The organism is Pseudomonas sp. B21-054 (genome assembly GCF_026016345.1).
Classification (GTDB): Bacteria; Pseudomonadota; Gammaproteobacteria; order Pseudomonadales; family Pseudomonadaceae; genus Aquipseudomonas.
In genome coordinates this window covers 456,561-481,263 of the sequence record NZ_CP087204.1, presented here as the reverse complement: position 1 = coordinate 481,263, position 24,703 = coordinate 456,561, and the positions used below count along the sequence as shown (strand labels likewise).

General features: G+C 62.1%; 20 protein-coding genes. 9 read left to right on the top strand and 11 right to left on the bottom strand.

From position 1 onward, the window contains the following. Nucleotides 1–52: 52 nt before the first annotated feature. From LOY70_RS02130 to LOY70_RS02095, 8 genes are all read right to left on the bottom strand, one after another. Nucleotides 53–1,633 (bottom strand): AAA family ATPase, encoded by a 1,581-nt coding sequence (locus LOY70_RS02130; RefSeq protein ID WP_265032913.1) that lies wholly within the window; start codon nucleotides 1,631–1,633, stop codon nucleotides 53–55. A 10-nt stretch (nucleotides 1,634–1,643) separates the two neighbouring features. After that, on the bottom strand, nucleotides 1,644–2,744 hold the full coding sequence (gene aroB / locus LOY70_RS02125) for a 3-dehydroquinate synthase (RefSeq protein WP_123345367.1): 1,101 nt from the start codon (nucleotides 2,742–2,744) through the stop codon (nucleotides 1,644–1,646). 129 nt (nucleotides 2,745–2,873) lie between these two features. Further along, nucleotides 2,874–3,392: a shikimate kinase AroK gene (aroK, locus tag LOY70_RS02120; protein WP_123345370.1), complete on the bottom strand. Its 519-nt coding sequence runs from the start codon at nucleotides 3,390–3,392 to the stop codon at nucleotides 2,874–2,876. 4 nt (nucleotides 3,393–3,396) lie between these two features. Then, complete coding sequence (pilQ, locus tag LOY70_RS02115; protein WP_265032909.1) at nucleotides 3,397–5,472, bottom strand: type IV pilus secretin PilQ; 2,076 nt, start codon at nucleotides 5,470–5,472, stop codon at nucleotides 3,397–3,399. Then, complete coding sequence (locus LOY70_RS02110; RefSeq protein WP_265032907.1) at nucleotides 5,469–6,014, bottom strand: pilus assembly protein PilP; 546 nt, start codon at nucleotides 6,012–6,014, stop codon at nucleotides 5,469–5,471. The genes pilQ and LOY70_RS02110 overlap by 4 nt, the downstream gene beginning before the upstream one ends. Further along, entirely contained in the window at nucleotides 6,011–6,634 is a 624-nt protein-coding gene (gene pilO, locus LOY70_RS02105) for a type 4a pilus biogenesis protein PilO (protein WP_025211415.1), read from the bottom strand. The genes LOY70_RS02110 and pilO overlap by 4 nt, the downstream gene beginning before the upstream one ends. Next, nucleotides 6,631–7,197 (bottom strand): PilN domain-containing protein, encoded by a 567-nt coding sequence (locus tag LOY70_RS02100; protein WP_265032905.1) that lies wholly within the window; start codon nucleotides 7,195–7,197, stop codon nucleotides 6,631–6,633. Before LOY70_RS02100 ends, pilO begins: the two co-directional genes overlap by 4 nt. Beyond that, nucleotides 7,197–8,261 carry a pilus assembly protein PilM gene (locus tag LOY70_RS02095; protein WP_123414962.1) on the bottom strand — a complete coding sequence of 355 codons (1,065 nt, stop codon included), beginning with the start codon at nucleotides 8,259–8,261 and terminating at the stop codon, nucleotides 7,197–7,199. The genes LOY70_RS02100 and LOY70_RS02095 overlap by 1 nt, the downstream gene beginning before the upstream one ends. A 208-nt stretch (nucleotides 8,262–8,469) precedes the next feature. On the opposite strand from LOY70_RS02095, the gene LOY70_RS02090 reads away from it, so the two are divergent. Further along, nucleotides 8,470–10,914: a penicillin-binding protein 1A gene (locus LOY70_RS02090; protein WP_405045698.1), complete on the top strand. Its 2,445-nt coding sequence runs from the start codon at nucleotides 8,470–8,472 to the stop codon at nucleotides 10,912–10,914. A 246-nt stretch (nucleotides 10,915–11,160) separates the two neighbouring features. Here LOY70_RS02090 and LOY70_RS02085 read toward each other — a convergent pair whose 3' ends face one another. From LOY70_RS02085 to rpmE, 3 genes are all read right to left on the bottom strand, one after another. Continuing rightward, on the bottom strand, nucleotides 11,161–12,429 hold the full coding sequence (locus LOY70_RS02085; protein WP_003186625.1) for a malic enzyme-like NAD(P)-binding protein: 1,269 nt from the start codon (nucleotides 12,427–12,429) through the stop codon (nucleotides 11,161–11,163). Nucleotides 12,430–12,609: 180 nt separating this feature from the next. Beyond that, nucleotides 12,610–13,425, bottom strand: a complete 816-nt coding sequence (locus LOY70_RS02080; RefSeq protein ID WP_265032899.1) for a thermonuclease family protein — start codon at nucleotides 13,423–13,425, stop codon at nucleotides 12,610–12,612. A gap of 11 nt (nucleotides 13,426–13,436) precedes the next feature. Then, nucleotides 13,437–13,661 carry a 50S ribosomal protein L31 gene (gene rpmE, locus LOY70_RS02075; protein WP_025211409.1) on the bottom strand — a complete coding sequence of 75 codons (225 nt, stop codon included), beginning with the start codon at nucleotides 13,659–13,661 and terminating at the stop codon, nucleotides 13,437–13,439. A 289-nt stretch (nucleotides 13,662–13,950) separates the two neighbouring features. Between rpmE and LOY70_RS02070 the strand changes: the two genes are divergently transcribed. The 8 genes from LOY70_RS02070 (at nucleotide 13,951) to phaZ (ending at nucleotide 24,596) form a co-directional block, all read left to right on the top strand. Continuing rightward, nucleotides 13,951–16,170: a primosomal protein N' gene (locus tag LOY70_RS02070; RefSeq protein WP_265032897.1), complete on the top strand. Its 2,220-nt coding sequence runs from the start codon at nucleotides 13,951–13,953 to the stop codon at nucleotides 16,168–16,170. A 177-nt stretch (nucleotides 16,171–16,347) separates the two neighbouring features. Continuing rightward, complete coding sequence (gene argS, locus LOY70_RS02065; RefSeq protein ID WP_265032895.1) at nucleotides 16,348–18,084, top strand: arginine--tRNA ligase; 1,737 nt, start codon at nucleotides 16,348–16,350, stop codon at nucleotides 18,082–18,084. Between the two features lies 1 nt (nucleotide 18,085). Beyond that, a complete protein-coding gene (locus LOY70_RS02060) occupies nucleotides 18,086–18,781 on the top strand; it encodes an SPOR domain-containing protein (protein WP_265032893.1) in 696 nt (231 codons plus the stop codon). A gap of 277 nt (nucleotides 18,782–19,058) precedes the next feature. Then, nucleotides 19,059–19,583 carry an ATP-dependent protease subunit HslV gene (gene hslV / locus LOY70_RS02055; RefSeq protein WP_265032891.1) on the top strand — a complete coding sequence of 175 codons (525 nt, stop codon included), beginning with the start codon at nucleotides 19,059–19,061 and terminating at the stop codon, nucleotides 19,581–19,583. 54 nt (nucleotides 19,584–19,637) lie between these two features. Beyond that, nucleotides 19,638–20,975 (top strand): ATP-dependent protease ATPase subunit HslU, encoded by a 1,338-nt coding sequence (hslU, locus tag LOY70_RS02050; protein WP_265032889.1) that lies wholly within the window; start codon nucleotides 19,638–19,640, stop codon nucleotides 20,973–20,975. Nucleotides 20,976–21,143: 168 nt separating this feature from the next. Next, on the top strand, nucleotides 21,144–21,521 hold the full coding sequence (locus LOY70_RS02045) for a gamma-butyrobetaine hydroxylase-like domain-containing protein (RefSeq protein WP_123345397.1): 378 nt from the start codon (nucleotides 21,144–21,146) through the stop codon (nucleotides 21,519–21,521). A 277-nt stretch (nucleotides 21,522–21,798) separates the two neighbouring features. Next, complete coding sequence (phaC, locus tag LOY70_RS02040; RefSeq protein ID WP_265032885.1) at nucleotides 21,799–23,478, top strand: class II poly(R)-hydroxyalkanoic acid synthase; 1,680 nt, start codon at nucleotides 21,799–21,801, stop codon at nucleotides 23,476–23,478. A 260-nt stretch (nucleotides 23,479–23,738) separates the two neighbouring features. Then, nucleotides 23,739–24,596: a poly(3-hydroxyalkanoate) depolymerase gene (gene phaZ, locus LOY70_RS02035; RefSeq protein ID WP_265032883.1), complete on the top strand. Its 858-nt coding sequence runs from the start codon at nucleotides 23,739–23,741 to the stop codon at nucleotides 24,594–24,596. The last annotated feature ends 107 nt before the right edge of the window (nucleotides 24,597–24,703 follow it).

Below are 24,703 nucleotides of genomic sequence, written 5' to 3'. Positions count from 1 at the left end.
CGGAAATTTTGAGGTTGCCGGGAGAGGCGGCCTGGGTAAGGCCGCCGAATCTTCAGCGAGTTGCTGCCAGTTCCTGTTGGACGCTGGCGACAGTGCGAGGCCAAGGTTTACCAGCCTGAACCTTCGCTGGCAAGGCCTTGATAGCGGAAACAGCTGCATCACGATTGGCGAAGCTGCCATAGGTGATGACATACAACGGCTTGCCGTTGAGCACTTTCTTGAAATAACGGTACTCGCCGCCCTGCTCCTTGACGAAGCTCTGCGCAGCGGCTTCGGAGCTGGTGCCGAGGATTTGCACCACATAATTGCCAGGCGCCTGGGCGGCATACCAGTTACCGCCCGCAGCCTTGGCCGGGGCGGCCGGCTTGGCGGTTGTTGGTGCGGGTGCGGGTTTTGTCGCTGGCGCTGGAGCCGGGGCAGGCTTGGCGGTAGCCAACTGCGTAGGCGCCGGAGTCGGCTTGGCGGCAGGCGATGGCGTCGGCGCGGGACCGGCCGGCACACCCGCAGGTGGTGCAGTGGTGGTCACGGTCGGTGGCGTGTCGCTGCTGTCGTCGATCGGTGGCGCTGCACCGTCGTCGCCTTCGGTGATGCCACCCGCGGCCTCGGCCAAGGGACCGCGCATGACCGGCTGGGACTGGCCGACCAGCGGTAGCGGCATCGGCTGGGTGTTGTTACCGGCAAATTCCACGGCCGGCGCACCACCATTGGGTTGCGGCGTGCCCTGACCGAGGGGCAATTGCGCCTGTTCGTTGGCTGGAGCGCCCGTGGTGGGTGCCTTGTTGCGACCCGGCATCAGCCAGGCGGCGGCGACAGCAACCACGACCACGGCGGAAATCGCCAATACGTGTTTCTTCGGCATGTTGAACCCCATACTTGGACGCTTCACCGCTGAGCGGCTGGCAATCATGACTTCGATCAGAGCATCGCGGGCAACCTGGTTGATGTTCCCAGGCCAGCCGTCGGAGCTTTCGTGAATCTCAGAGATCTGATCGGCGGTAAAAAGTTCGATACCCCGTCCTGCGCCCTCAAGACGCTGGGCCAGGTATTCACGGGTTTCCTCTTCGGTATAGGGCGCCAACTCGATGACGTGGAAGCGCTCTTCCTCAAGGCTCAACTGATCCAGATCGGCAATCAGCGACGACTCGCCGAAGAGGAACACATGGGGGCGACCTTCTGGCGCACCGGCAGCCAAGGCCAGCAAGGCTTCCAAGGCCGACTCGTCGAGTTGCTCGGCATCGTCCACGAGCAAATAGACTTCCTGCCCGGTCAGTGCCAGTTGCACGATCTGATCGAGAATCGCACCGATTTCGGCCTGGGCGACATTCAGCGCCTGGGCCACCTGACGCAGTACACCGGCGGCATCGCCGGCACCGCGGGCCGAGACCACCACACTTTGCACCGACTGTTTGTTGGTGCTGGCCACCAGCGCCTGGCGCAGCAGGGTCTTGCCGCTGCCTTGAGGACCGGTGACCACCAGTAGCAACTGACTGTAGCGGGCCAGGTGATGCAACTGGCCCAGCACGGGCTTGCGCTGGGCAGGGAAGAATTTGAAGCCTGGGACCCGCGGAGCGAAAGGGTCATGACTCAACTGGAAATGGCCGAGGAAAGCCTCGTCGGCATGCAAACTAGTCATCGGAATCTTATTAACCTTTAAGCTGAGCCAGGGCGCGGTAGTCCGCTCCCAGCGTGGCCTGTAGAACTTCTTTCGGATAATCGTCGGTCACCACCGCTTCGCCCATGTGGCGCAGCAGCACCAGACGCAGACGACCGTCGATCACTTTTTTGTCGATTGCCATGTGTTCAAGAAAATCCGCCTCGGTCATTTCTTCAGGCGGAACCACCGGCAGCCCGGCGCGCTGGAACAGACGAATACCGCGATCACGCTCCTGTTCGCTGATCCAGCCCAGGCGCGCAGACATCTCCAGGGCCATGACCGTACCGGCCGCAACGGCCTCGCCATGCAGCCAGACACCATAGCCCATGTGGGTTTCGATGGCATGGCCAAAGGTGTGGCCCAGGTTGAGCGTGGCACGCACCCCCGATTCACGCTCATCAGCCCCCACCACGGCGGCCTTGGCGGCGCAGGAGCGTTCGATGGCGTAGGTCAGGGCCACTTGATCAAGCGCCCGCAGGCGGTCGACGTTTTCTTCCAGCCAACCCAGGAACGGCTCGTCGCAGATCAGCCCGTACTTGATGACTTCCGCCAACCCGGCAGACAGTTCGCGAGCCGGCAAGGTATTGAGGGTGGCGGTGTCGATCAGCACCACATTGGGCTGGTAGAAGGCGCCGACCATGTTCTTGCCCAACGGATGGTTGATCCCGGTCTTGCCGCCCACCGAAGAATCGACCTGCGACAACAGCGTGGTGGGGATCTGGATGAAGTCGACACCGCGCTGATAACAAGCGGCGGCAAAACCGGCCATGTCGCCGATCACGCCACCGCCCAGGGCAACCACCGTGGTGCGGCGATCATGCCGTGCGGTCAGCAGGCCGTCGAAAATAAGCTGCAGGGTTTCCCAGTTCTTGAAGGCTTCACCATCGGGCAACACCACGGAAATGACCGAGAAGGCCGACAGGCTGCGACTCAGGCGTTCCAGATACAGAGGGGCGACGGTTTCGTTGGAGATGATCGCCACTTGCCGCCCGGCAATATGCGGCGCCAGCAATTGCGGCTGGTCCAGCAAACCTTCGCCAATGTGAATCGGGTAGCTGCGCTCGCCCAGGTCGACCTTAAGTGTCTGCATGTGTCCCCACAGTGAAGATGGAATCAGGCGTCCTGCCTGCAATTAACGAAGGTAGCCCAACGGGGATAAATCCCCTCGCCACAGGCGGAGCCGACGGGACGTCGAGGATAACGCATTTCGCGAAGCGCATTAACGGGGAGGCAGTTGCTGCAGGCGTTCGAGAATATCCAGCACCACCATCCGCGGCGGCCGTTCGTCGGTCTCAACCACCAGATCGGCGATCTCCCGGTACAGCGGATCGCGCAACGCCAGCAAGTCCCGCAGGGTCTTGGCCGGGTCGGCGGTACGCAACAGCGGCCGGTTGCGATCCCGGGCGGTGCGGCCGACCTGCTGTTCGACGGAGGCGTGCAGGTAGACCACTCGTCCGCCGGCATGCAGCGCCCGACGATTGGCTTCGCGCATCACCGCGCCACCGCCCGTGGCCAGCACCACGCCATCGAATGCGCACAGCTCGGCGATCATCGCCTGCTCACGATCACGAAAGCCCGGTTCGCCTTCCTTGTCGAAAATCCATGGGATATTGGCGCCCGTGCGCAATTCAATTTCCTTGTCGGAATCTTTGAATGGCAGGCGCAGCTCTTTGGCCAGCAAACGGCCGATGGTGCTTTTTCCAGCGCCCATCGGCCCAACAAGAATCAAATTTCGCACAGAATCAACGACTCACAGCAATCGCCTGGTTGTTCATGATACGCGGAGTGAGGAACACCAGCAGCTCGGATTTTTTCTCCGAAACCACATCACGCCGGAAAAGGCGGCCAAGATACGGCACATCGCCAAGAAATGGCACCTTATCTACAACCTTGCTCTGAGTATTTGAGAAAACCCCGCCAATCACAATGGTCTCGCCATCGTTGACCAGGACCTTGGCGTTGACTTCGTTTTTCTTGATCGGTGGCACATCCTGCACTTTGTTCAGGTAGTCCGGCTCATCCTTGGTAACCTTGACCTCCATGATGATGCGATTGTCCGGTGTGATCTGCGGGGTCACTTCCAGCGACAGCGAGGCCTCCTTGAACGACACCGACGTGGCGCCGCTGGAGCTGGCTTCCTGATAGGGGATTTCCGTGCCCTTGAGGATTTTTGCCGTCTCCTTGTCGGACGTCACCACCTTGGGCTGGGAGACGATTTCCCCGTTACCGGTTTTCTCCATGGCCGTCAGCTCCAGGTCCAGCAAGACGTTGTCGGTAATGAACGCGATACCGATCCCGGAAGTATTGCCCGACGCGCCCAGATCGACGAACGGCTGGTTGGTACTGGTGCTGCCCGGCGTGCCAATGGTCGTGGAGGTGCCATTGGTCACCCCCGAGGAGTTCCAGTTGCCCTTGTTTTGTATCGAACCGCCCCAGCGCACACCCAGGCTTTTGTCGTAGTCGACGTTGGCCTCGACGATTCGCGCCTCGATCATCACCTGACGCACTGGAATATCCAGCTGCGCCACGATCCGGCGCAGTTCGTCGAGCCGGTCCTGGGTCTGGTAGGCAATGATGTTGTTGGTTCGCTCATCGACCGTGATCGTGCCGCGCTCATCGGCTTTCGCTTCGGCGCTGGTCACCGACTGGAACAGCTTGGCGATGTCCGCCGCCTTCGCATAGTTGACCTGCAACAACTCACGCCGCAGCGGCGCCAGGTCGGCAATCTGCTTCTGGGACTCCAGTTCCTGGCGCTCGCGCGCGGCAATTTCATCGGCCGGGGCGACCAGCAGCACGTTGCCAACCTTGCGCTTGTCCAGTCCTTTGGTCTTCAGCACGAGATCCAGCGCCTGATCCCAAGGCACGTTCTGCAGGCGCAGGGTGATGCCGCCCTGCACGGTGTCGCTGGCCACCAGGTTCAGGTTGGTGAAGTCGGCGATCAACTGCAGGACAGAACGCACTTCGATGTCCTGGAAGTTCAAGGACAGCTTTTCACCACTGTAGGCGGCGCGATCGGTATTGCGTTTCTGCAGATCCTCGACGGTCATGGGCCGGACGCTGACGGTGAGCTTGTTGTCGGTCTGGTAGGTCGAGTAATCGAAGGTGCCGCTCGGCTCGATGGTGATCGTCGCTCGGTCGCCCCCCGCACTGGCATTGACGAATTGCACCGGGGTGGCGAAGTCCTTGACGTCCAGGCGCACCCGCAGCGGTTCGGGCAACTGGGTCCTGGCGAAATTGAGAATGATCTTGCCTTCGCGTTCCTGGATGTCCGGGGCGATGGAAGGGTCCGACAGATCGATCACCACATTGCCTTCACCCTGGGTCCCGCGCTGGAAATCCACGCCACGAATAGCCTTGCCCACCGGGGCATTGCCTCTGGCGGGCGCGGTGCTGGCAACCGCTGGGCGCGCAGCCTGGGCGGTGGCCTTGGGCACTACGACGCCTTTGCCAACCACCACGAACAGATTATTACCCTCGACACGGGTGTTATACGGCGCCAGCTGGGTAAGGCCGATGATCAACCGCGTGCGGTCGCCCGCCTCGACCACTGTGGCGCTGCGCGCATTGCCGCCCCCCAGGTCGCGGCTCTTGCTGGTCAGTTGATTGGTGACCCCGGGCAGATCCAGTGCGATCCGGGCCGGTTGATCGGTGGTGTAGCCCCGGGGCGTGGGCGGCGGCCCGTCGAAGGTGAGCTTCAACTCGACGCGGTCGCCCGGCAACGCCGCGACATCCAGCGTTTTCAGACTGGCCGCGTGAACCATCGGCGACAACAGCGCTATCCATAGCGAAATACCGAAGGCTGACAAAAACCTGTTCATTGTTGGGGTTCCACTATTGAGTGCTCTTTCAAAGGAATGGTCCGAGGTCGTTCCAGCCAGGCACCCTCGCCATCGGGAACGATTTCGATCACATCGACCTGGGTGGCGCTGATGGCGAAGATTCGCCCGTCGTTGCGCCCCAGATAGTCACCGACCTTGAGCCGATGCACCCCACCCGCACCACGCAGGAGCGCGAAGGAGCCGCTGACGTTGGAGATCGTACCCACCATTTCAAATTGCTCGATGTTGAAGCCCTCCAGGTACTGCTTCGCCCGGTTAGGGTCGGGCCGGACATTGCGCGAGCCCTTCTGCCGCTCGGCCTGATCCACCCGGACCTGCCTGGAAAAAGGGCTGCGCAGGTTGGCGGCGCTGTAGGTGAAGGTTTCGTAGGGCCTGAACGTCGGCGTCGGCTCGATCTTTCCCGGTGGACGCAGGCGTACTTCATTCATGTAGGCGTCCAGGTCGTCGAAACCGTCGTTATTGTTGCAGCCGGCCAATGCGACCAGTCCTGCCAGCAGGCACATGCGACAAACCGGCTTCATGGCTGCGCCTCCTGCTCGTTGTACCGGTAGGTCTTGGCCTGGATGCTCATGCGCAGCTTCGTGCCGGCCTCAGGCTCCATCGGCGCGATCTCGAAATCGTGCAGCGTGACGATCCTAGGCAACCCGGCCACACCGCTGACGAACGTCGCCAGGTCATGGTAGTCACCGGTCACGGTAATCTGGATCGGCAGTTCGATGTAGAACGGCTGGGTAGCCTCCGGCAGAAGTTTGATTTCCTCGAACTCCAGGCCGCTGCCCAGGCCGGTACGGGTAATGTCTTCCAGCAGGCCCGGAACCTCGGTGTCACTGGGCAATTGGCGCAACAGTACACCGAAGGATGTTTCCATCTGCTTCATCTGCTCGGTGTATCGCTCCAGGTTCGCGGCCATGTGAGCCTTGCCCGCGAATTGCGCCTTGAGGGTGTTTTCTTCCTCGCGCACTTGCTGCAACTGGTTCTCCAGGTCGCTCAAGGCAAAGTTATAGCCCAGCCCCAGCACCAGGACCACCAGCAGGACCCCGGCCAGCCACTTGATGGGGGCCGGCCAGGCACCGATGTTGTTGGTATCCAGGTCACTGATGTCGATCTTGCGCAGCGCGTCGAACCACTCCCCTGGCTTCATTGGGCGTCCTCCCCATCGGCGGGGCGGGTCTGGCGGACCGTCAGTTGGAAAACGTTGGCCTGATCGAGCTGACCGGCGGTGGTGGCCTTGACCTCCGTCAGGCTGGGCGCATCGAACAGGTCAGATGCGTCCAGGTTGCGCATGAGGTCCGAGACCCGGTTGTTCGATTCCGCGGCCCCCTTGATGAAGAGTGTCTTGTCCTCCATCTTCACTTCGGTGAAGTACACCCCGTCCGGCAGGGTCCGCGCCAGCTGGTCGAAAATGCGCCCGCTGACCGGCCGGTTACCCTGCAGGTCCTGGATGATGCGCATGCGCTCCAGCAGTTGCTGGCGACGGGCTTTCAGTTCGCTGATCTGCTTGATGCGCTCGTCCAGCACGGCAATCTGTTCAGAGAGATGACTGTTGCGCGCCACTTGGTGGTCGATGGCACTGTCGACGTACCGGATCGCGATCAACGTCAGGCCCACCGCGCCGACCAGCGCCCCCACCAATGCCAGCAGAAAGCGTTTGCGGCGCTCCTCGCGCAGCTCTTCACGCCAGGGCAGCAGGTTGATCCGCGCCATCAGTCGAAACTCCTGAGGGCCAGCCCGCAGGCAATCATCAGCGCCGGCGCGTCACTGGCCAGGGCACCGGCATTGACCTTGCTGCTCAGGGCCATGTTGGTAAACGGGTTGGCGACCTGGGTCGGTGTGCCCAGGCGTTGCTCGATCAGCCGATCCAGGCCGGCGACCGACGCCGTGCCTCCGGCCAACAAAATGTGGTCCACCGCGCTGTACTGGCCCGAAGCGAAGAAAAACTGCAAGGACCGCGAAACCTGCTGCACCAGGGCCTCGCGAAAGGGTTGCAGCACCTCACTGAGATAATCGTCCGGCAGGCCACCCTGCCTTTTTGCCTGGCCGGCCTGCTCGGGCGTCAGGCCATAGCGGCGCTGGATTTCCTCGGTGAGCTGACGGCCGCCGAACAACTGCTCGCGGGTATAGATGATCCGCCCGTTGTGCAGCACGCTGAGGGTGGTCATGGTCGCGCCGATGTCGATGACCGCCACAGTCAGCCGCTCCTGGGACGCCGCCAGTTGCGTGGCGAGCAGGCCAAAGGCGCGCTCCAGCGCGTAGGCCTCCACATCGACCACCCGGGCCGTCAGCCCGGCCAGCGCCAGCGCAGCCTCGCGAACCTCGACGTTTTCCTTGCGACAGGCCGCCAACAACACCTCGACCCGCTCGGTGCTGCGCGGTGACACGCCCAGCACTTCAAAATCGATGGCGACCTCATCCAGCGGATAAGGAATGTACTGATCGGCCTCGATCTTGAGCTGGTTTTCCATGTCGTCGTCGGACATCCCGGCGTCCATCTCGATGATCTTGGTGATCACCGCCGAACCCGCCACGGCCACTGCCACGCTTCGCGAGGCGGTCTTGGCCTTGGCGAGCACCCGAGACAATGCCTGGCCCACCCCTTCGAGCTCGGCGATGTTCTTCTCGATCACGGCGTTGGCCGGCAACGGTTCGACCGCGTAGGACTCGACGCGGTACCGGTCACCCTGGCGGCTCAACTCAAGCAGCTTCACCGAGGTGGAGCTGATGTCTATTCCCAGAAGCGTATGGGCTTTTTTATTGAAGAGTCGTAGCACTACCAATTCCCTATGACTATCCGTGAGTTACGGACTCTCTAATATGCATTGCGTTCAATCACCCCGGCCCGACGGACGTCCGGATGGCATTCTCGACGAAAAAAAATGCTTATAATGCCCAGCGTTTTTTTTCGCTTTGTTGCTCGCACGGGTCCTTCCCTGCACCTGGCGCCTTTTTCATTCTTTGCCTGGATATCCAAAAGCCTTGATTCGTCTGCTGAAATTTTTCGGATGGTCCATCGTCGCCGTTTTCTGCGGACTGCTCTTGGGTCTGAGCGGTGCGTTTCTTTACCTTAGTCCGGGATTGCCGTCCGTGGAGGCGCTGAGAAGTATTCAGTTGCAGATTCCTTTGCGGGTGTACAGCAGCGACAACAAGCTAATCGCCGAATTTGGCGAAATGCGCCGCACGCCGATCCGCTTCGCCGACATCCCTCCCAATTTCATCAATGCGTTACTCAGTGCTGAAGACGACAACTTCGCCAATCACTACGGCGTCGATCCCGGCAGCCTGATGCGCGCCGCCAGCCAGCTGGTCAAGAGCGGCCACATCCAGTCCGGCGGCAGCACCATCACCATGCAGGTGGCCAAGAACTTCTTCCTGACCAGTGAGCGCAGCTTCTCGCGCAAGACCACCGAGATCCTCCTGGCCCTGCAGATCGAGCGACAGCTGACCAAGGATGAAATCCTCGAGCTGTACGTGAACAAGATTTACCTGGGCAACCGCGCCTACGGCATCGAGGCGGCGGCGCAGGTGTACTACGGCAAGTCGATCCGCGATGTGAGCCTGGCGCAGATGGCGATGATCGCCGGCCTGCCCAAGGCACCGTCGCGCTTCAACCCGCTGGCCAACCCGACCCGCAGCAAGGAGCGTCGCGACTGGATCCTGGGGCGCATGTACAAGCTCGGCAAGATCACCGAGGCCGACTACACCGCCGCGATCAATGAACCGTTGAACGCCAGCTACCACGTGCCGACCCCGGAAGTGAACGCCCCGTACATCGCCGAGATGGCCCGTGCCGAGATGGTCGGGCGCTATGGCAGCGATGCCTACACCGAAGGTTTCCGCGTGACCACCACGGTGCCGAGCAACTTGCAGGAAATGGCCAACACCGCCCTGCACGAGGGCCTGATGACCTACGATCAGCGCCACGGCTATCGCGGCCCTGAATCGCGCCTGCCGGGCAAGACCAAGGAAGCCTGGGCCCTGGAGCTGACCAAACAGCGCACCATCAGCAGCCTGGAACCGGCAATTGTCACGTCAGTGGACAAGGACGGCCTCAAGGTCCTGACCCGCAACGGCGAACTGGAAGAGCACGTGGCCTGGGACACCATGAAATGGGCCCGCCCGTTCCTCAATACCAACAGCATGGGTAACAATCCCCGTCAGCCATCGGACGTAGCCCAGGTCGGCGACCTGATCCGGGTGCAGCGCCAGGCGGATAACACCCTCAAGTTCAGCCAGATCCCTGCCGCCCAAGGCGCGCTGGTGTCCCTCGATCCCCAGAACGGTGCGATCCGTTCGTTGGTGGGCGGCTTCGCCTTCGAGCAAAGCAATTACAACCGGGCACTACAGGCCAAGCGCCAGCCGGGCTCGAGCTTCAAGCCATTCGTCTACAGCGCCGCCCTGGACAATGGCTACACCGCCGCCAGCCTGGTGAACGACGCGCCGATCGTGTTCGTCGATGAATACCTGGACAAGGTCTGGCGTCCGAAGAACGACACCAACACCTTCCTGGGCCCGATCCGCCTGCGCGAAGCGCTGTACAAGTCCCGTAACCTGGTATCGATCCGCCTGCTCCAGGCCCTGGGCGTGGACCGCACCATTGACTACATCAGCAAGTTCGGCTTCAACAAGCAGGACCTGCCGCGCAACCTGTCCCTGGCCCTGGGCACCGCGACCCTGACGCCGATGGAAATCGCCACGGGCTGGAGCACGTTCGCCAACGGCGGCTACAAGATCACCCCGTACATCATCGACAAAATCGAAAGCCGCAACGGCGAGACGCTGTTTGTCGCCAACCCGCCACGCGTGCCCACGGGCGAGCAGGCCAGCGACGGTGTCGCCGCACCGGCCACCGAGACGTTCACGGTCAATGCGACACCGGGCGAAGCCACGACGGCCCCTGGGGTACCGCAAGCACCGGCCATTGCCGAGCGCATTGTCGACGGCCGAACCACCTACATCCTCAACAGCATGTTGCAGGATGTGATCAAGCTCGGCACCGGGCGCCGCGCCCTGGCCCTGGGCCGAACCGACCTGGCGGGCAAGACCGGTACCACCAACGAATCCAAGGATGCCTGGTTCTCGGGCTACAACGCCGATTACGTAACCACCGTCTGGACCGGCTTCGACCAGCCCGAAAGCCTGGGGCGCCGTGAGTTCGGTGGCACCGTGGCGTTGCCGATCTGGATGACCTACATGGGCGCCGCCCTCAAGGACAAGCCACCTCACACCCAGCCGGAACCGGAAGGCATCCTCAGCCTGCGCGTCGACCCAATCAGCGGTCGTGCGGCCACGCCAGGCACCCCGGGTGCGTACTTCGAACTGTTCAAGAGCGAAGACACCCCGCCATCGGTCAACGAACTGGGCAACGGCGTCGCACCCGGCAGCCCGCTGCCGGCGGACGAAGCGGCGCCGATCGATCTGTTCTGACCGGTCTCATCCAAAAGCCCCGCCTTCGAAAGAAGTGCGGGGCTTTTTTTCTTAATGACACAACTACCTGTGGGAGCGAGCTTGCTCGCGATAGCGTCGGATCAGCTTGCATCGATGTTGAATGCCAGGCCGTCATCGCGAGCAAGCTCGCTCCCACAGGGGTCTGTGACGGTCATACAAAAGCGGCGACCAACAAAAAGCCCCGACTCTCAGGAGCCGGGGCTTTTGTTGAAGCGCTACAACGGCTTAGCCGTTGAACACGTCATCCACGCTCTTGAGCGGGTAGTTCTTCGGGTACGGCAGGGTGGCCACGCCCGTCTCGATCGCGGCCTTGGCCACGGCGTCGGAGATCAGGGTGATCAGGCGGGCGTCCATTGGTTTCGGAATGATGTACTCACGACCGAATTCCAGCTTGATGCCGCCGTAGGCGTCGCACACTTCCTGAGGCACCGGCAGCTTGGCCAGTTCGCGCAGGGCGTTGGCGGCCGCGACTTTCATTTCTTCGTTGATGCGCTTGGCGCGAACGTCCAGGGCACCACGGAAGATGAACGGGAAGCCCAGTACGTTGTTGACCTGGTTCGGGTAGTCCGAACGGCCGGTGGCCATGATCACGTCGTTGCGGGTGGCGTGAGCCAGTTCCGGGGAGATTTCCGGGTCCGGGTTCGAGCAGGCGAACACGATCGGGTTCGGCGCCATGCGCAGCAGGTTTTCCGCGCTCAGCAGGTTCGGACCCGACAGGCCGACGAATACGTCGGCACCGTCCAGGGCGTCCGCCAGGGAGCGCTTGTCGGTCGCGTGGGCAAACACGGCTTTGTACTGGTTCAGGTCGTCACGGCCGGAGTGGATCACGCCGGTACGGTCAACCATGAAGATGTTTTCGATCTTGGCGCCCATGCTCACCAGCAACTTCATGCACGAGATGGCGGCAGCACCGGCACCCAGGCAGACGATCTTGGCTTCAGGCAGGGTTTTGCCAGCGATTTCCAGGGCGTTGATCATGCCGGCCGCGGTGACGATGGCGGTGCCGTGCTGGTCATCATGGAATACCGGAATGTCGCACTGTTCGATCAGGGCGCGCTCGATCTCAAAGCACTCAGGCGCCTTGATGTCTTCCAGGTTGATGCCGCCGAAGGTGATGGAGATACGCTTGACGGTGTCGATGAAGGCTTGCGGGCTTTCGGAATCGACTTCGATGTCGAATACGTCGATACCGGCGAAGCGCTTGAACAGCACACCCTTGCCTTCCATGACTGGCTTGGAAGCCAATGGGCCGAGGTTACCCAGGCCGAGAATCGCGGTGCCATCGGAAATGACTGCAACCAGGTTGCCTTTACCGGTGTATTTGTAGGCCAGTTCAGGGTCGCGAGCGATTTCGCGGACTGGTTCGGCTACGCCGGGGCTGTAGGCCAGCGACAAGTCGCGAGCAGTAGCGGTGGCCTTGGTGAGCTCGACACTCAGCTTTCCTGGACGAGGATGCGCGTGATATTCGAGAGCGGCAGTTTTCAGATCAGACATGTGGGCATTCCGCTTTTACTGTGTTGGACAGACGGACCGCCGAGGATACGCGCCTCGCAAAGTCCCTACAAGACTGACCAGTCACCCCTGTCAAGCGCCCTGCCCTACGACTTTGGGCCAAGAGCCGCGAAATACAAGGGTCACATGCATACAATCAAGCTGATAAATGTCTACAATTTTTTATTGGGCGATCACGCTCAACATGGCGGGATCGGTCAACGGCAGCAACCAGCGGGCCTGTCCCGGCTTGAGCCCTTCACGCCGCGAACGATCGACCACCCAGCCACGCACTTCAATCTGCCGGCCCTTGAGCTGCTCAAGCGCAATCCTGTCGAAACGCCCCAGAAGATTGGGTGCAACGCGTAATACAACCGAATCCTCGAGCTCGAGCCAAACGCCACCACGATTACGCCTGACTTCGCTCACCCGCCCGCTGAGCACGGCGAAGCCTGGGGCGTTGATTTGCCGTGTATTGAGCACGGGCGAACGCTTCCACAATCCGAGGCCCGCTTCACGGGCCTGACGTTCAGCGGCAGCCTGGCAGTTCGCCAAATCGACATTCGGTGCCACCGCCACGTGAAAACCCAAGCCCTCGGCGAGCAATTTCGCTTCGAGATTCGCGCCATCGGCGCTGTAGACATGGGCCAACGTGCGACCGTAGCGGTCTTTGCCTTCCTTGCCGAGCACCAACCCCACACGCCCGTCACCGGTGGCCACCAGCGCCTCGAGCCGCCGACGAGCCGCCACAGCGAAGGGTTCGTCGGAGCGCCCCTGCCGTCCCAGTTCAGGGCTGTTGAGGCCAATCATGCGCACGCTGCGACCATCGGTCAGGCGCAGGGTGTCGCCATCCACCACCCGCCGGACTGTCACTTGGGCCAGGCCCGTGGGTGTTGGGCAAAAGGCCTGGGCGCCGGTGAGCCAAATCGCAGACACAAAAAAGGCGCCCGCAAGGGACGCCTTTTTTATCAGTCTGGAGCAGTCGAGACGACCATCCAAAATGATCAGCCTCAGGCTTTTGGAGCAGCTTTGCCGAAAGCACCGAAACGATCGGCGAACTTCTGAACGCGGCCGCCGGTATCCAGAGTCTTTTGCTTACCGGTGTAGAACGGGTGGCATTCGTTGCAAACGTCGATCGCCAGGGCTTTGCCGTAGGTCGAACGCGTTTCGAACTTGTTGCCGCAGCTGCAAGTCACGGCAATTTCTGGGTATTCCGGATGGATATCGGTTTTCATGCTGTTTTCCTCAGGCTAGCGTGCCGCCACCCAACACTATTGTTGAATACCGCACGTAATTAGGCCGCGGATTCTACCAGACATCGTCATTCGCGCAAGCTGTCGCTTATACCAACCGTCTGCTAGGCTCGCGCCCTCAAGCACAATCCCTGTGGGAGCGAGCTTGCTCGCGATAGCGGTGGGTCAGTTGCGGTGATGTTGGCTGTGCCGCCGCTATCGCGAGCAAGCTCGCTCCCACATCGAATCGTGCCCAGCCTTGCGAACTTGTCCGCTTACCGAGATTCCCCGCGTGCCCAACGCCATTCTGCGCCTCGCCCTGCCTTCGCCCCTGCGCCGCCTGTTCGACTACCGCGCCCCGGCCGGGGTCTTGCGCGCCCAGTTGCAGCCGGGCATGCGCCTGCGGGTGCCGTTCGGCCGGCGGGAAATGATCGGGATCCTGGTGGAAATCACCGACCACAGCGAGGTCCCGGTCGACAAACTCAAACCGGCCCTGGCTCTGCTCGATGCCACGCCGCCGCTGCCGGCATCGCTGTTCAAGCTGTGCCTGTGGACCTCCCAGTATTACCAACACAGTCTCGGCGACACCTTGAGTTGGGCGCTGCCGGTGCTGCTGCGCCAGGGCGAACCGGCCGAGGCACGCCAGGAACGGTTCTGGTCGGTGACACCGGGCGCCTCGCTGGACGATCCGCGCATTGCCCGGGCCCCGCGCCAGCGTGAGGCCTTGGCGACCCTGGCCCAGCATCCCCACGGCGTGGCCCATCAGGTGCTGAGCAAACTGATGCTCAGCAAGGACAGCCTCGATCTGCTGCTGGCCAAGGACCTGGTCCAGGTGGAGGTCCGCCGGCACGCACCCGGCGCCCGCCATGAACATTGGCTGGCCCAGCCGGAACTGCCGCTCAACGCCGAACAGCGGGCCGCTTGCGAGGCGATTCGCGCAGGGCTCGATAGCTATCACGCGTTTCTGCTGGCGGGCGTCACCGGCAGCGGCAAGACCGAAGTCTATCTGCAACTGATCCGCCAGACCCTGGAGGCCGGCAAGCAAGCCTTGGTGCTGATCCCGGAAATCAACCTCGGCCCACAAACCCTGGCGCGCTTCGAACAGCGTTTCAACGCGCGGATCGCCCTGGTGCACTCGGCTGTCAACGACCGCGAACGCCTGGAAGCCTGGCTCGCCGCCCGGGACGGCGAGGCCGATATCATCATCGGCACCCGCTCGGCCCTGTTCACACCGATGAAAAACCCTGGCCTGATCATCATCGACGAAGAACACGACGGTTCCTATAAACAGCAGGAAGGCCTGCGTTACCACGCCCGCGACCTGGCGCTGGTGCGCGCCCGCCAGGAAAACATTCCCATCGTGCTCGGCTCGGCGACGCCGTCCCTGGAAAGCCTGCACAACGCCTACACCGGACGCTACGGCCTGCTGCGCCTGAACGAGCGGGCCGGCGGCGCCAAACAACCGCGCTTCCTGCGCCTGGATGTGAAAAGCCGCCCGCTGGACAGCGGTATTTCCGGGCCGATGCAACAAGCCATCGGCCAGACCCTGGCTGCAGGGCAACAGGTCCTGGTGTTCCTCAACCGGCGTGGTTTCGCCCCGACCCTGCTGTGTCACGACTGCGGCTGGATGTCCGGCTGCGAGCGCTGCGATGCGCGGATGACCGTGCATCAACGCCACGGCGAGCTGCGCTGCCACCATTGCGGCCACGCCGAACGCGTGCCGAGGCATTGCCCGCAGTGCGGCAAAGTGGACTTGCGCCCCGTCGGCGCGGGCACCGAACGCGCTGAAGAACGGCTGGGCATCCTGTTTCCGGACTATCCGGTGCTGCGAGTGGATCGCGACAGCACTTCGCGCAAGGACGCGATGAACCAGTTGTTCGCGACGATCCAAAAAGGCCAGCCGTGCATCCTGGTAGGCACGCAGATGCTCGCCAAAGGGCATCACTTCCCCCGGGTCACGCTGGTGTCGATCCTCGATGCCGACGGCGGGCTGTTCTCCGGCGATTTCCGCGCCAGCGAGCGCATGGCGCAGTTGATCGTCCAGGTCGCGGGCCGGGCCGGACGAGCAGAGGAACCGGGCAAAGTCATCATCCAGACGCACCTGGCGGACCATCCGCTGCTGATACAACTCACCGAGCAAGGCTACTTCGCCTTCGCCGAACAGGCCTTGAGCGAACGTCGCAGCGCCGGCCTGCCGCCCTTTGCCCACCTGGCGCTGCTGCGGGCTGAAGCCCATAAGCCCGGCCAGGCCGAAGCGTTCCTCGACGAAGCCTGCAGCGAGGCAGAACGCCTGCTGACGCAGCAGAACCTTACCGGGATCGAACTCTTGGGTCCGGTCCCGGCTCCGATGGAACGGCGGGCCGGGCGTTATCGGGCACAGCTTTTATTACAGGCCAATGCCCGGGCGCCACTGCATCGGCTATTGAGTGCCTGGTTGCTGGTACTGGAGCAGATGCCCAGTGGGCGCGCGGTGCGTTGGTCGCTGGATGTGGATCCGGTGGATTTGTATTGAATGGACCGCAAGCCTGCCCCTGTGGGAGATCGCATACATCCAAGCCACCCAGAATAATCACCCCACAGCCCCAACCGACCCGCTACAGTTGGCAAGCTCGTCCGGGCCACGGATAATGCCCAGTTTTTCCACCAGCGCATCGAAGCGCCGCCGCGCCTGCGGTTGAAAGAGAAGACCATGAAAGACACCATTCGCCAGCTCATCCAGCAAGCCATCGCCCAACTCGTCGCTGAAGGTGTGCTGCCAGAAGGCCTGTCGCCGGCGATTCAGGTCGAGAACACCCGCGACAAGACCCACGGCGACTTCGCCAGCAACATCGCAATGATGCTCGCCAAGCCGGCCGGCATGAAACCGCGGGACCTGGCGGAGAAAATCATCGCCGCGCTGCCGGCCGACGAGAACGTCAGCAAGGCTGACATCGCCGGCCCCGGGTTCATCAATTTCTTCCAGAACACCCAGGCCCTGGCCTCGCGCCTGGACGCGGCCCTGGCCGACGAACGCATTGGCGTGCGCAAGGCCGGCCCGTTGCAGCGCACCGTGGTCGACCTCTCGGCCCCCAACCTCGCCAAGGAAATGCACGTCGGCCACCTGCGCTCGACCATCATCGGCGACGGCGTGGCCCGGGTCCTGGAGTTTCTGGGTGACACCGTGATCCGCCAGAACCATGTCGGCGACTGGGGCACCCAGTTCGGCATGCTGATGGCCTACCTGCAGGAAAACCCGATCACCAGCGATGAACTCTCGGACCTGGAGAACTTCTACCGCGCCGCCAAGCAGCGCTTCGACGAGTCGCCCGAGTTCGCCGACCGCGCCCGCGGCCTGGTGGTCAAGCTGCAGGCCGGCGATGCCGAGTGCCTGGCGCTGTGGAGCAAGTTCAAGGACATCTCCCTGTCCCACTGCCAGAAAATCTACGAGCTGCTGAACGTCAAATTGACCATGGCCGACGTGATGGGCGAAAGCGCCTACAACGATGACCTGATCAACGTGGTCAACGACCTCAAGGCCAAGGGCATGCTGGTGGAAAGCAACGGTGCCCAGTGCGTGTTCCTCGACCAGTTCAAGACCGCCGACGGCGAGCCGCTGCCGGTGATCATCGTCAAGGCCGACGGCGGCTACCTCTACGCCACCACCGACCTGGCGGCCGTGCGCTACCGCAACAACGTGCTCAAGGCCGATCGAGTGCTGTATTTCGTCGATCAGCGCCAGGCCCTGCACTTCCAGCAAGTGTTCGAAGTGGCACGCCAGGCCGGTTTCGTGACCCGTCCGATGGAAATGGAACACATGGGCTTCGGCACCATGAACGGCGCCGACGGCCGTCCGTTCAAGACCCGCGACGGCGGCACGGTGAAACTGATCGACCTGCTGACCGAAGCCCAGGATCGCGCCTACACCCTGGTCAAGGGCAAGAACCCGGACCTGGCCGAGGACGAACTGCGCAACATCGCCAAGGTGGTGGGCATCGACGCGGTGAAGTACGCCGACCTGTCCAAGCACCGCACCAGCGACTACAGCTTCAACTTCGACCTGATGCTCAACTTCGAAGGCAACACCGCGCCCTACCTGCTGTACGCCTACACCCGTGTGGCCGGGGTGTTCCGCAAGCTCGGCAAGGGCTTCAATGAAGTGGACGGGCAGATCGTGCTTGAAGCCGCTCAAGAACAGGAGCTGGCGGCGAAACTGGCGCAGTTCGGCGAAGTACTGAACAACGTCGCCGACAAGGGCACGCCACACACCCTGTGCGCTTACCTGTACGATGTGGCCGGCCTGTTTTCCAGCTTCTACGAGAACTGCCCGATCCTCAACGCACAAACCCCAGAGCAAATGCAGAGCCGCCTGCGCCTCGCCGCGCTGACCGGGCGTACGCTCAAGCAAGGCCTGGAACTGCTGGGCCTGGAAACCCTGGAGCGCATGTAAGTTGGCCGCCAAGAAAAAACCTGCACCCAAACGCGGCGCCAGCCGTTACCAGGCCCCGGCCAAGCAGCCGATTCCGGGCTGGTTGTGGATGGCCATCGGCCTGACCGTTGGCGCTTTCGTCGTGTTTCTGATGAAGCTGGATCCGGGCCAGGGCGATGACGTCAAGCGCGTCCGGCAAGAGCAGCAGAAGGCCACGCGCATCGCCGAGGCCAACAAGACCCCGCCAAGCCCGACGCAGCCGGTGAAGCCGAAGTACGACTTCTACACCCTGCTGCCGGAATCGGAAGTCATCGTGCCGCCTGATGCCGTGCCGGAAAAAACCCTGCCGACACCGCAAGTGCCGACCACGCCAGTGACCCCGGCCGAAGCGGCGAAGATCGACACCGCCCGCGCCCAGGCGGCGCTGGCCGGCATCACACCGCCACCGGCCCCGCCTGTGCAGAAAGCCGCGCCGGTGACCAAGTTCTTCCTCCAGGCCGGCTCGTTCCGCAAGGAAGCCGACGCTGACAAAGTACGGGCGCAGATCATTCTGCTGGGCCAGTCCGTGGCGGTGGAGTCCGGGACCGTGAAGGACGAAACCTGGTACCGGGTCCTGGTCGGCCCGTTCAGCAACCGCGAAGAACTGACCAAGGCCCAGAAACAATTGGCCGGCAGTGGTTTCAGCAACCTGTTGTTACAACAACGCCAGAACCGCTGAACCAGGCGACACCAACCCTTGTGGTGAGGGGATTTATCCCCGCTGGGCTGCGAAGCAGCCCCAAGAAAGCTTGATGTATTCGGCCCTGACACACCGAGGCGGCAGGTTTTTAGGGCCGCTGCGCGCCCCAGCGGGGATAAATCCCCTCACCACAGGATCGCGGAACAATCACAGCGCACCGCTCATCCCCTCTGCGCCCCCGCAGTTGAAAAAAACCACGCCACCCCCATATGAGTTCCATCCGGGCATTTTCGCCCCGCTGCGTGGAGACTCTCCCTTGACCACCATCGTTTCAGTCCGCCGTCATGGCAAAGTCGTCATGGGCGGCGACGGCCAGGTTTCACTGGGCAACACCGTGATGAAAGGCAACGCGAAGAAAGTCCGCCGCCTGTATCACGGCGAGGTCATCGCCGGGTTCGCCGGGGCCACAGCCGACGCCTTTACCCTGTTCGAGCGTTTCGAAGGCCAGCTTGAGAAACATCAGGGCCACCTGGTGCGTGCCGCCGTGGAACTGGCCAAGGAATGGCGCACCGATCGTTCCCTGAGCCGCCTCGAAGCCATGCTCGCGGTCGCCAACAAGGAGGCCTCGCTGATCATCACCGGCAACGGTGACGTGGTTGAACCCGAGGATGGCCTGATCGCCATGGGTTCCGGCGGCGCCTATGCCCAGGCTGCTGCCAGCGCCCTGCTGAAAAAGACCGACCTGTCGGCCCGCGAAATCGTCGAGACTGCCTTGGGCATTGCCGGCGACATCTGTGTCTTCACCAATCACAACCAGACCATTGAGGAGCAGGACGAATAAGTCTGTTCCGGCCCAGCGCCACGGCTCATTCCTGCTCGAGGACCGTCAATTACCATGTCCATGACTCCCCGCGAAATCGTCCACGAACTCAACCGCCATATCATCGGCCAGGACGATGCCAAGCGCGCCGTCGCCATCGCCCTGCGTAACCGCTGGCGCCGGATGCAGCTGCCCGAAGAGCTGCGCGTCGAAGTGACCCCCAAGAACATCCTGATGATCGGCCCGACCGGTGTCGGTAAAACCGAAATCGCCCGGCGCCTGGCCAAACTCGCCAACGCACCGTTCATCAAGGTCGAAGCCACCAAGTTCACCGAAGTCGGCTATGTCGGCCGCGACGTCGAGTCGATCATCCGCGACCTGGCCGATGCCGCCATCAAGCTGCTGCGCGAACAGGAAATCACCAAGGTTCGCCACCGCGCCGAAGACGCCGCCGAAGAGCGCATCCTCGACGCCCTGCTGCCGCCGGCGCGCATGGGCTTCAACGCCGAGTCCGCCGCGACCCAGGATTCCAACACCCGCCAGCTGTTCCGCAAGCGCCTGCGCGAAGGCCAGCTGGACGACAAGGAAATCGAGATCGAAGTGGCTGAAGTCTCCGGTGTCGATATTTCCGCGCCGCCGGGCATGGAAGAGATGACCAACCAGTTGCAGAGCCTGTTCGCCAACATGGGCAAGGGCAAGCGCAAGAACCGCAAGCTCAAGGTCAAGGAAGCGCTGAAACTGGTGCGCGATGAAGAAGCCAGTCGCCTGGTCAACGAAGAAGAGTTGAAAGCCAAGGCCCTGGAAGCGGTCGAGCAGCATGGCATCGTGTTCATCGACGAAATCGACAAGGTCGCCAAGCGCGGCAATGTCGGCGGCGCCGATGTGTCCCGTGAAGGCGTGCAACGCGACCTGCTGCCGTTGATCGAGGGCTGCACCGTCAACACCAAGCTGGGCATGGTCAAGACTGACCACATCCTGTTCATCGCCTCCGGTGCGTTCCACCTGAGCAAGCCGAGTGACCTGGTGCCGGAACTGCAAGGTCGCCTGCCGATTCGTGTCGAGCTCAAGGCCCTGACGCCGGAAGACTTCGAACGCATCCTGAGCGAACCCCATGCGTCCCTGACCGAACAGTATTGCGCGCTGCTCAAGACCGAAGGCCTGGATATCGAGTTCACGCCAGAAGGCATCAAGCGCCTGGCGCAGATCGCCTGGCAGGTCAACGAAAAGACCGAGAACATCGGTGCCCGTCGCCTGCACACGCTGCTCGAACGCCTGCTCGAGGAAGTGTCGTTCAGCGCCGGCGACCTGGCCAGCGCCCACAACGAAGCGCCGATCCTCATCGACGCCGAGTACGTCAACAGCCACCTGGGTGAATTGGCGCAGAACGAAGACCTGTCGCGGTATATCCTGTAACCCACCGACAGGTTTCTCCGGACCTGTGGGAGCGAGCTTGCTCGCGATGACGGCGTACCCTTCAACCGACGTGTTGACTGTCAAACCGCTATCGCGAGCAAGCTCGCTCCCACATTGACCGTGTCGTTTTTGCAGATCAAGGTGTCCTTCCGAGACGGATCACAGGCCATGACCAAACTCCCCACCGCCATCAACCTGCACAAAGCCTCCAAGACCCTGACGCTCAAATACGCGCCAGACGAGGAGTATCACCTGCCCGCCGAATTCCTGCGGGTGCACTCGCCCTCCGCCGAGGTCCAGGGCCACGGCAAACCCATCCTGCAATACGGCAAGCTCAACGTAGGCCTGAGCAAGGTCGAACCGGCCGGCCAGTACGCACTGAAACTGACCTTCGACGACGGCCACGACAGCGGACTGTTCACCTGGGACTATCTCTACCAGTTGGCGGTGCGCCAGGAAGACTTGTGGAGCGATTATCTTGCCGAACTCAAGGCCGCCGGAAAAACCCGCGACCCGAGCGAGTCTGTCGTCAAGCTGATGCTCTAACTCAAGGGCTGGCGCTTTAGGGCGAATTTTCTAGACTCATCTGCTTGAATGCCCGCGCGGCAACGTCAATGACTGGCCTGCTTGCGAAAAAAATTAAACTCGGGTAACCAATGGAGCTGGCAAGTTCCCTGCAAAGGAACCTGCGAGTTCCTTGCACAAGTTTCCTCATTGGCCTCGATGCGGAATTAACGGTCACCCGAGCAGCGTACCTGGCAATGGCTGTGTGACTTTACGGCACGGCCCGGGTACTCGTCTGAAGGACAATGGAGCGTCGTAGATGAGCAACAAGAACAACGATGACCTGAAGTACCAGGCCTCGGAAAATACCCTGGGGTTGAATCCTGTCGTCGGCTTGCGCAGAAAAGATCTGCTGGCCTCTGCCCGAATGGTGCTGACCCAGGCCATCAAACAACCACTGCACAGCGTCAAGCACGTCGCCCATTTCGGCGTAGAACTCAAGAACGTCCTGTTCGGCAAATCCGCACTGCAACCTTCGAGCGATGACCGTCGCTTCGCCGACCCGGCGTGGAGCCAGAACCCGCTCTACAAACGTTATCTGCAAACCTACCTGGCGTGGCGCAAGGAGCTGCACGCCTGGATCGACGACAGCAGTCTCTCGCCCCAGGACATCAGCCGCGGGCATTTCGTGATCAACCTGATGACCGAAGCCATGGCCCCGACCAACTCGGCGGCCAACCCGGCAGCGGTCAAGCGCTTCTTCGAAACCGGCGGCAAGAGCCTGCTGGACGGCCTGTCCCACCTGGCCAAGGACTTGGTGCACAACGGCGGGATGCCCAGCCAGGTCGACATGGGTGCGTTCGAGGTCGGCAAGAGCCTGGGCGTGACCGAAGGCGCCGTGGTGTTTCGCAACGATGTGCTGGAGCTGATCCAGTACCGCCCCATCACCGAACAGGTCCACGAGCGCCCACTGTTGGTGGTGCCGCCGCAAATCAACAAGTTCTACGTCTTCGACCTCAGCCCGGACAAGAGCCTGGCGCGCTTCTGCCTGCGCAGCAACGTGCAGACCTTCATCGTCAGTTGGCGCAACCCCACCAAGGAACAGCGCGAGTGGGGCCTGTCGACCTACATCGAGGCGCTCAAGGAAGCGGTGGACGTGGTCACGGCCATCACCGGCAGCAAGGACGTGAACATGCTGGGCGCCTGCTCGGGAGGCATCACCTGCACCGCGCTGCTGGGTCACTACGCCGCCCTCGGCGAGAAAAAGGTCAATGCCCTGACCCTGCTGGTCAGCGTGCTCGACACCACCCTGGACACCGACGTGGCGCTGTTCGTCGACGAGCAGACCCTGGAAGCGGCCAAGCGTCATTCCTACCAGGCCGGCGTGCTCGAAGGCCGCGACATGGCCAAGGTCTTCGCCTGGATGCGCCCCAATGACCTGATCTGGAACTACTGGGTCAATAACTACCTGCTGGGCAACGAGCCGCCGGTGTTCGACATCCTGTTCTGGAACAACGACACCACTCGGCTTCCGGCAGCGTTCCATGGCGATCTCATCGAGATGTTCAAAAACAACCCGTTGATCCGGCCCAATGCACTGGAAGTGTGCGGCACACCGATCGACCTCAAGCAGGTCACCGCCGATATCTTTTCCCTGGCCGGCACCAACGACCACATCACGCCGTGGAAGTCTTGCTACAAGTCGGCGCAGCTGTTCGGTGGCAAGGTGGAATTCGTGCTGTCGAGCAGCGGGCACATCCAGAGCATCCTCAACCCACCAGGCAACCCCAAGTCGCGCTACATGACCAGTGAAGACATGCCGGCCAAGGCCGAGGACTGGCAGGAAAACTCCACCAAGCACACCGATTCCTGGTGGCTGCATTGGCAGGCCTGGCAGGCCGAACGCTCGGGCAAGCTGAAAAAGGCCCCGACCGTCCTGGGCAACAAGGCCTATCCGGCCGGTGAAGCGGCGCCCGGTACTTATGTGCATGAGCGGTAAGGGATGCAACTCGTCTGCTGCGGGGGTGGGTTTGCTCACGAATACATCCCGCCAGCCGACACTGAATGCAAGGCCCACAGCGCTGGCGAACATAAAACTCATGTTCACAGCAGCCCCCCTGTGGGAGCGAGCTTGCTCGCGATGACGGTGTGTCAGCCGACATTGATGTTGGATGTACCGCCGTTATCGCGAGCACGCTCGCTCCCACAAGGGATCCGGGAAAAATGAAAGACAGCGACCCAACCCACAGGGCTTGAAGCATGCCGCAACCGTACATTTTCCGTACCGTCGATCTGGATGGCCAGACCTTGCGCACCGCGGTACGTCCCGGCAAGCCTCACTTGACGCCCTTGCTGATTTTCAACGGCATCGGCGCCAACCTGGAGCTGGTATTCCCGTTCATCGAGGCCTTGGATCCGGACCTGGAAGTCATCGCCTTCGATGTGCCGGGTGTCGGTGGTTCGTCGACGCCCAGCCGGCCGTATCGCTTTCCTGGCCTGGCAAAACTCACCGCGCGCATGCTCGATTACCTCGACTATGGGCAGGTCAACGTGATCGGTGTGTCCTGGGGCGGCGCCCTGGCCCAGCAGTTCGCCTACGACTACCCTGAGCGCTGCAAGAAACTGGTGCTGGCGGCCACCGCCGCCGGGGCAGTGATGGTGCCGGGCAAGCCGAAAGTGCTGTGGATGATGGCAAGCCCCCGGCGCTACGTTCAGCCGTCCCATGTGATGCGCATCGCCCCGCTGATCTACGGCGGCTCGTTCCGCCGCGACCCGAGCCTGGCGGCCAGTCATGCGGCCAAGGTTCGTTCGGCGGGCAAGCTCGGTTATTACTGGCAACTGTTCGCCGGTCTCGGCTGGACCAGCATCCACTGGCTGCACAAGATCCACCAGCCCACGCTGGTGCTGGCCGGCGACGATGATCCGCTGATTCCACTGATCAACATGCGCATGCTGGCCTGGCGCATTCCCAACGCCCAGTTGCACATCATCGATGACGGCCATCTGTTCCTGATTACCCGGGCCGAGGCCGTGGCGCCGATCATCATGAAATTTCTGGAGGAAGAACGTCAGCGCGCGGTCATGCACCCGCATCCCGCGCCGCTGGGCGGTGGCTGACACCGTCCATTGCGCCTGGCAGGACGCCGGATCGCGCAGCAACCCGAAACAGCGACTATGTTGTCTGGTTCGGTGTGTTTGTTTTTAGCCTGATGACGAAGGAGTTG

What these genes read in the sequence shown, in the direction of transcription:
- LOY70_RS02130 (WP_265032913.1), bottom strand. Translation starts at nt 1,633, where the DNA reads ATGACTAGTTTGCATGCCGACGAGGCTTTCCTCGGCCATTTCCAGTTG.
- aroB (WP_123345367.1), bottom strand. Translation starts at nt 2,744, where the DNA reads ATGCAGACACTTAAGGTCGACCTGGGCGAGCGCAGCTACCCGATTCAC.
- pilQ (WP_265032909.1), bottom strand. Translation starts at nt 5,472, where the DNA reads ATGAACAGGTTTTTGTCAGCCTTCGGTATTTCGCTATGGATAGCGCTG.
- LOY70_RS02110 (WP_265032907.1), bottom strand. Translation starts at nt 6,014, where the DNA reads ATGAAGCCGGTTTGTCGCATGTGCCTGCTGGCAGGACTGGTCGCATTG.
- pilO (WP_025211415.1), bottom strand. Translation starts at nt 6,634, where the DNA reads ATGAAGCCAGGGGAGTGGTTCGACGCGCTGCGCAAGATCGACATCAGT.
- LOY70_RS02100 (WP_265032905.1), bottom strand. Translation starts at nt 7,197, where the DNA reads ATGGCGCGGATCAACCTGCTGCCCTGGCGTGAAGAGCTGCGCGAGGAG.
- LOY70_RS02085 (WP_003186625.1), bottom strand. Translation starts at nt 12,429, where the DNA reads ATGTCTGATCTGAAAACTGCCGCTCTCGAATATCACGCGCATCCTCGT.
- rpmE (WP_025211409.1), bottom strand. Translation starts at nt 13,661, where the DNA reads ATGAAAACCGATATCCATCCGGAATACCCAGAAATTGCCGTGACTTGC.
- argS (WP_265032895.1), top strand. Translation starts at nt 16,348, where the DNA reads ATGAAAGACACCATTCGCCAGCTCATCCAGCAAGCCATCGCCCAACTC.
- hslU (WP_265032889.1), top strand. Translation starts at nt 19,638, where the DNA reads ATGTCCATGACTCCCCGCGAAATCGTCCACGAACTCAACCGCCATATC.
- LOY70_RS02045 (WP_123345397.1), top strand. Translation starts at nt 21,144, where the DNA reads ATGACCAAACTCCCCACCGCCATCAACCTGCACAAAGCCTCCAAGACC.
- phaC (WP_265032885.1), top strand. Translation starts at nt 21,799, where the DNA reads ATGAGCAACAAGAACAACGATGACCTGAAGTACCAGGCCTCGGAAAAT.
- phaZ (WP_265032883.1), top strand. Translation starts at nt 23,739, where the DNA reads ATGCCGCAACCGTACATTTTCCGTACCGTCGATCTGGATGGCCAGACC.